This is a genomic window from Streptomyces solincola (assembly GCF_002982015.1).
GTDB classification, from domain to species: domain Bacteria; phylum Actinomycetota; class Actinomycetes; order Streptomycetales; family Streptomycetaceae; genus Streptomyces; species Streptomyces solincola.
The window spans coordinates 1-5,142 of record NZ_PVLV01000407.1 but is presented as its reverse complement, the minus strand read 5'-3'; the positions used below and the strand labels follow the sequence as shown (position 1 = coordinate 5,142).

At 73.3% G+C, this 5,142-nt stretch carries 3 protein-coding genes and 2 pseudogenes; 1 reads left to right on the top strand and 4 read right to left on the bottom strand.

Features of this window, described 5'->3' with window-relative positions:
- Positions 1–14: 14 nt before the first annotated feature.
- The 4 genes and pseudogenes from C6N75_RS23165 to C6N75_RS23150 form a co-directional block, all read right to left on the bottom strand.
- Entirely contained in the window at positions 15–1,271 is a 1,257-nt protein-coding gene (locus C6N75_RS23165) for a glycosyltransferase (RefSeq protein WP_105870831.1), read from the bottom strand.
- A 441-nt stretch (positions 1,272–1,712) separates the two neighbouring features.
- Positions 1,713–3,758: a thioredoxin domain-containing protein gene (locus tag C6N75_RS23160; RefSeq protein ID WP_105870830.1), complete on the bottom strand. Its 2,046-nt coding sequence runs from the start codon at positions 3,756–3,758 to the stop codon at positions 1,713–1,715.
- Between the two features lie 117 nt (positions 3,759–3,875).
- Positions 3,876–4,328, bottom strand: coding sequence for a nucleoside deaminase (locus C6N75_RS23155; RefSeq protein ID WP_256103967.1), 453 nt, complete (start codon positions 4,326–4,328; stop codon positions 3,876–3,878).
- 379 nt (positions 4,329–4,707) lie between these two features.
- Positions 4,708–4,911, bottom strand: a pseudogene (locus C6N75_RS23150) (helix-turn-helix domain-containing protein); the annotation flags it as partial.
- Between C6N75_RS23150 and C6N75_RS23145 the strand changes: the two are divergent.
- Positions 4,900–5,142 (top strand): annotated as a pseudogene (locus C6N75_RS23145) (Uma2 family endonuclease); the annotation flags it as partial. The pseudogenes C6N75_RS23150 and C6N75_RS23145 overlap by 12 nt on opposite strands.

Genomic DNA, 5,142 nt, shown 5'->3' with positions numbered 1-5,142 from the left:
GGGCAGGGTGGCGCTCATCGGGTGGCTTCCTCTCCTACGAGGTGGGCTCCGACATGGCTGGTCAGCTCCCACTCGCTGCGGCCGCGCTGCTCCCGCCAGACCGCGCGCACCGCGGCGCCGGCCAGCAGCAGTTGGTAGAACGGGCCGCCCGCGATGAGCTTGAGGTAGTGCGGCAGGCGCACCCGCAGGCCGTACTGGCGGCCGAAGTCGTGCAGTCCGACGATCTCGAAGACGAACGTCACCATGGCCGTGATCAGCGGCAGGAAGGTGACGAACGCGATGCCGACCGGCACGTCCAGGAAGACCGCGACGGCGATGTTGACCGGGATGACGACCCCGGTGAACGCCTGCATGAACGGCGTGGTGAGGGTGTGCCGGGCGAGCATCCGCTGCCCGAAGGTGGGCAGCCTGCGCCAGTCCCGCTTCCGGTAGACCTGGAGGAAGCCCTGGTTCCAGCGGGTGCGCTGCTTGAGCAGGCTGACCAGGGTGCCCGGGGTCTCCTCGCGGGTCACCATGTCGGCGTCGTAGGCGACCACGACCTTCTTGCCGGCGCTGGAGAGCCGGACGCCCAGGTCGCAGTCCTCGGCCAGGCAGTCCGGGTCCCAGCCGCCGGCCTCGCGCAGCACGTCGGTGCGGACGAAGACGGTGTTGCCGCCGAGCGGGATGAAGCCCTTGGCGGCGTGCAGGTGCAGCCGGCTGCGGAACCAGAAGAAGTACTCCAGGCAGTTGCGCAGCGCGTACCAGCTCGAGTGGAAGTTGATGAGCTGGACGCCGCCCTGCACCACGTCGGCGCGGGTGGCGGTGAAGGCGTGGTCCACGTGCGCCAGCAGCGCCGGGTGCACCTGGTCCTCCGCGTCGAACACCCCCACCACGTCGCCCCGGCAGTAGGGCAGCGCGGTGTTGAGCGCTTTCGGCTTGTTCTTGACCTCGTGGGTGTCGGTGACCACCCGCACCCGGTCCGGGTCGCGGGCGGCGGCCCGCTCCGCCACCTCGGCGGTCTCCGGGTCGTCGTGCCCGACGATGACGAGGATCTCGAAGTCGCGGTGACCGGACTCCAGCAGCCGGTCGATGGTGTGCTCCAGCACGGCCTGCTCGTGCCGGGCGGGCACCAGCAGCGAGAATGACAGCCCCTCGGCCCCGGCCGGGGACTCGAAGCGGGTGGCGGCGAGCGTCTCCGGCGTGCGCCAGGCGTGCATCTGCCACCACAGGGTGAAGGCCGCCATCCAGAAGAGCGCCAGTGAGACGGCGGCGACGAGCAGGGAAACGAGCATGCGGAACTCCCCCCTCGACCGGCTTGCGGCATCGCTGACGCCCCCGTTGGCGGCGGGCGCCACCGGGCCGGTCGTACTCCCCGGGAACGGGGTCTGCGGTGAACGTCGGATCGACGGCCGGCGGCCGACGCGTCTCCGCGTCGCCCGGCCGTCCGGTGGTGTGGTCACGGCGGCGGGCGCGGCGTCGTGCCGGCCGCCCGTACGGTCATGTGGTCCGGCGGATCAGGTCCGGTCGCGACCCGCGGATCGACGGATCAGCGGATGCGACGGATCAGTGGCGGAACGCGGCAGGACCCCCCTGGCCGTCGTCGCCGTCATCCGGCCTTCGCGCGCGCCCTCCCCAGAACGAACGCGAAGGCTTCCCCCTCCTCACGCGGCACGACAATAGAGGCCGCGAGGGACCGTCCGGGTGCCGTCTGGCGGAAAACCGTATATTCGCCGTCAGTTCGTCAGTTTCCGCGTCAGCTCGGCCGGGTCCGTGGTAGGCGCGTCGCAGGCGAAGTGCCGGCAGACGTACGCCGCCGGGCGCCCCTCGACCAGCGGCCGGTCCCTGAGCAGCGGGAACTCCGCACCGCCGGCGTCCGCCCCGGTGGCCGGCCTGCCGTGCGCGAGCACCGCGCCCGGCGCGGTGGCCCGGAGCGCGGCCCGCACCAGCTCCGCGCCCGCCGCGTCGCCGGCCTCGCTCACGACGGCGACCTCCCGCGGCCCGTCCAGCAGCGCCTCGGCGACGGCCAGGCCCCACCCGACGAACCTCGGGGCGCGCGGGCCGAGCGCGGTGACCACGCCGAGCGCGGCCTCCGCGGCGGTGCGGTGCGCCTCGGAGCCGGTGTGCGCCGCGTACGACAGCAGCGCCCCGGCCGCGGCGGTCCACCCCGACGGGGCCGCGTTGTCCGTCGGGTCCTGCGGCCGGCGGATGAGCTGCTCCGCGTCGTGCGCCGTGTCGTACAGCGCGCCGTCCTCGCCGGTGAAACGGTCCAGCACCAGATCCAGCAGGAAGCCCGCGAACTCCAGCCAGACGCCCTCCCCGGTCACGCCCGCCAGGGCCAGGAACCCCTCGGCGACGTCCGCGTAGTCCTCCAGCACCCCGGCGTTGGCCCCCACGTGGCCCTCCCGGGAGGTGCGGGCGAGCCGCGCCGACTCGTCCATGTGCACCCGTACGAGCAGGTCGGCGGCCTCGGTGGCCCGCTCGACCAGATCCGGCCGGTCGAACAGCGCGCCCGTCTCGGCCAGGGCCGCGACGGCCAGCCCGTTCCACGCCGCCACCACCTTGTCGTCCCGACCGGGCCGCGGCCGCGTCTCCCGCGCGGCCAGCAGCCGCGCCCGCACGTCCGCGATCCTCGCCGCGTCCGCCACCCCCTCGCCCTGCGGCAGTTGGAGCACCGAGGCCCCCTCCTCGAAGGTGCCCTCCTCCGTCACCCCGAAGTACCGGGCGGCGTGGGCCGCGTCCTCCTCCCCCAGCACCTCGGCCAGTTGCGCCGGCGTCCACACGTAGTAGGCGCCCTCCACCTGGCGCCCCGTGCCGTCGTCGCTGTCCGCGTCCAGCGCCGAGGCGAACCCGCCCTCCGGGGTGCGCAGCTCCCGCACCATGAAGTCGGCCGTCTCCAGCGCCACCCGCCGCGCCAGGTCGCTCCCGGTCACTCGCCACACGTGCGCGTAGACCCGGCACAGCAGCGCGTTGTCGTACAGCATCTTCTCGAAGTGCGGCACGATCCACTCACGATCGACCGAGTACCGGGCGAACCCGCCCCCCAACTGGTCGTAGATCCCGCCGCGCGCCATCCGCTCACATGTGTCGGCCGCCATCTGGAGCGCCCCCTCGGCCCCCGTCCGGGCGTGGTGCCGCAGCAGGAACTCGACCACCATCGACGGCGGGAACTTGGGCGCCCCGCCGAAGCCGCCGTGCCCGGCGTCGTACTCCCGGGTCAGCCCCAGCAGCGCCTGCGCCAGCTCCGGCTCCCCCGGCGCCTTGGCCCCGCCCACCGCCAGCGACCGCCCGGCCAGCTCCCGCACGATGTTCCCGGCGACCTCGGTCACCTCCGCGCGCCGCCCCTGCCAGGCCGCGCTGACCCCCTCCAGCACCTGCCCGAAGGACGCCATGCCGTGCCGGGGCTCCGGCGGGAAGTACGTCCCGAAGTAGAACGGCTCCGCGTCCGGCGTCAGGAACACCGTCATCGGCCACCCGCCCTGCCCGGTCGCCGCCTGCACCGCCTCCATGTACACCGCGTCCACGTCCGGCCGCTCCTCGCGGTCCACCTTGACGTTGACGAAGTGCGCGTTCATGGACGCGGCGGTGGCGCCGTCCTCGAAGGACTCGTGCGCCATGACGTGGCACCAGTGGCACGAGCTGTAGCCCACGCTCAGCAGCACCGGCACATCCCGCCGCCGCGCCTCCGCGAACGCCTCCGGCGACCAGGGCCACCAGTCGACGGGGTTGTCCGCGTGCTGGAGCAGGTACGGGGAGGTCTCATGGGCCAGTCGGTTCGCCATACCCCCATCCTGCCGGAGCCGGCGGCCGTACCACCGGAGGGCGGCACGCGCAGGGGCCCGGCGCCCGCGCCTGGTGGCGGCGGGGGACGGGCCCCTGAGGTGCGCGGGTGCGGGCGGTCAGTAGTCGATGCGGTCCGACTTGGCCAGCCAGGCGTCGAAGGGGGCGGTGCGGTTCGGCAGGTCGAGCTGCTCCACGCCCATCGGCCACATCGAGGCGGGCTTCTTGTCGAACAGGTCGTAGAACGCGCGGTCGTCGAAGCCGGCCACCGCGGCGTCGTGTCGGTCGGCGGCGAAGACGATGCTGTCGACCCGCGCCCACAGGGCGGAGGACAGACACATCGGACAGGGCTCGCAGGAGGTCACCAGGACGCAGCCGGCCAGCGAGAAGGTGCCCAGCTCCTTGCAGGCGTTGCGCATGGCGCTCACTTCGGCGTGCGCGGTCGGGTCCAGGGTCGCGGTGACCTGGTTGTTGCCGAGCGCGACGATCTCCCCGTCCTTCGCCACGAGGGCGCCGAAGGGGCCGCCGCCGTTGGCCACGCTCGTGGTGGCCAGTCGGATGGCCTCCTCCATCCAGACCTGCTGGATGTTCTGGGCGTTGGCTTCTTGGGTCTGCGCGGTCACGGTGACTTCCTTCGCGAGAGTGGGGATTCCCCCAGGTTGCGGTGACTGTGCGGACATCGCACCCGGGCGAGGGTGGTGGGCTTGCGTGGCGCCGCCGGAGGGTCGGCTCGGCCGGCGGCGCCGGGAGGTCGGCGGGGTGGGCGCTCCGGTGCTCGTGTAGCGAGTACACAGGGAACCGAAAGGACTCAGCCAGGGGTGGAAGACATGAAGCCGTCCACGGGCTGACGGCAGCTCTTCGTACACTCCTACAAACGCCCTCCGTGGCGAGGGGTCGCGGGGTCCGCCCGCCGCCGCGGCGCGGTCACGGAAGTGGCAGCGGGTGACTGCTTCACGCCACCGGGGCGGAGAGGTCCGGGCGGCTCCGGGTGCGGAAGGTGCGGCGGTAGGCGTCCGGCGGCACCCCGACCGTCCGGTGGAAGTGGCGGCGCAGGGTGGTGGCGGTGCCCAGGCCGGTGGCGGCGGCGATGACCTCGACGGTGTCGTCGGTGGTCTCCAGCAGCTCCTGGGCGAGCCGGATGCGCTGGTGGTGGAGGTGGTCTCCCCCGGCTCGGAGACCACCGACCGCATCGTCAAGATGCACCAGTATGCCAAGGCCGGCATCCCCTTCCACTGGCGCGTCGAGCAGGCCGCGACCGGTGTGCCGCTCGTCTACACCTACGTCCTGGACCCGGCCGCCCGGGTCTACCGGGAGGGCGAGGTGCACGCGGGCGCGGTCCGGGCGGGAGGACGTCACACCGTCCCGAGGCCGACCTCCACGCCGAAC